2 protein-coding genes are annotated in these 1,080 nt (G+C 67.6%); both read right to left on the reverse strand.

Annotated features, from left to right (window positions below; translation table 11 throughout):
- Positions 1–668 (reverse strand): DNA-binding protein WhiA (gene whiA, locus PLU72_20290; GenBank protein HOT30524.1); only part of this gene is annotated, 668 nt, incomplete at its 3' end.
- Positions 665–1,080, reverse strand: a 416-nt coding sequence (locus PLU72_20295; GenBank protein HOT30525.1) for a 2-phospho-L-lactate transferase CofD family protein, incomplete at its 5' end; no start/stop codon positions are given. The genes PLU72_20295 and whiA, both read right to left, overlap by 4 nt.

Raw genomic sequence — 1,080 nt, forward strand, 5'->3', positions numbered from 1 at the left:
ATCTGCTCGCACTGGCGCTCCGCGGCCGCCACCTGCTTGTTGATGTTCGCCGTCTCGAAGTTCACCTGCCGATTCACCGTACCCAGCAACTGTCGCGTCGCGATCAGATCCTCGAGATGGAGAGCGCGGTCGAACGATTCGAACAGCTTCAGCACCCGGACGAGCTGTTTCGCCCCCTTGATATATGCGACGATCCGCCCCCGGCGCCGGCAGAACCTGAACCGCAGCCGGAGGGCCCGGGCGCTGATGCGCAGCAGCCGGAAAGCCCATGTCCCCGGAAGCACGATCTCCAGGTGGTAACCGTGCTCGGGGTCCTGCATGTAGCCCGCCCGTATGAACAGGCCCCGCAGAAACGCCCGCGGGCAGTGGCCGCCCGATGCGCCGGCCGCCTGGATGTTCAGGCGCTCCGCCGTGTTCCGGCGCAGGGCGGTCGGGTCAATGCCGCCGATGCGCAGCTCGCGACCGGTCTTCTCCATCGCGACGCCGGGGGGAAGGACCGCGTCGACGCCGTTTCTCAGCAACCGGCGGAGGCGGCGCGGCCCCCGAACGGTCATCGCCGAGCCGCGACGACGCGCGACGCCGGCCAGGAACGATTCGCAACAGCAGGGAAGCGACGGCGGAGCGGACAGAAGGTCTCGTTTCAGCGCAAGATGATACAGGCGGCTCACGCGGGAATCGACACGGCCGGGTCTTCGGCGATCAGCGCCGCTAGAACGTTGGCAAGCGCGCGCGAGTCGTGCCGCACCATGTCCGTCTCCTGGAGGAAATCGCCGCTGACGACGCGGATGCCGCGATCCTCGATGCGGGTGACCGTCGGCGGAACCCAGTACTGGTTCATCTTCTCATACCGCTCCATCAACGGTTTCGCAGCCCGCCGCGAGTTGACGACGGCCACGTCGATGCGCCGCAGGGGCGTCCGGCTCAGCAGGGCGGCCACGTGGTCGGCCGCCGAGAAGTTGTCGGTCTCGCCCGGCTGGCTCATCACGTTGCAGACGTAGACGACGCGGGCCGGGCTGCGGTTGATCCGCTCGGCGATCTCCGGCACCAGCAGGTTCGGAATGACGCTCGTATACAGGCTTC

It is taken from the genome of Candidatus Ozemobacteraceae bacterium (genome assembly GCA_035373905.1).
In the GTDB taxonomy this organism is placed as follows: Bacteria; Muiribacteriota; Ozemobacteria; order Ozemobacterales; family Ozemobacteraceae; genus MWAR01.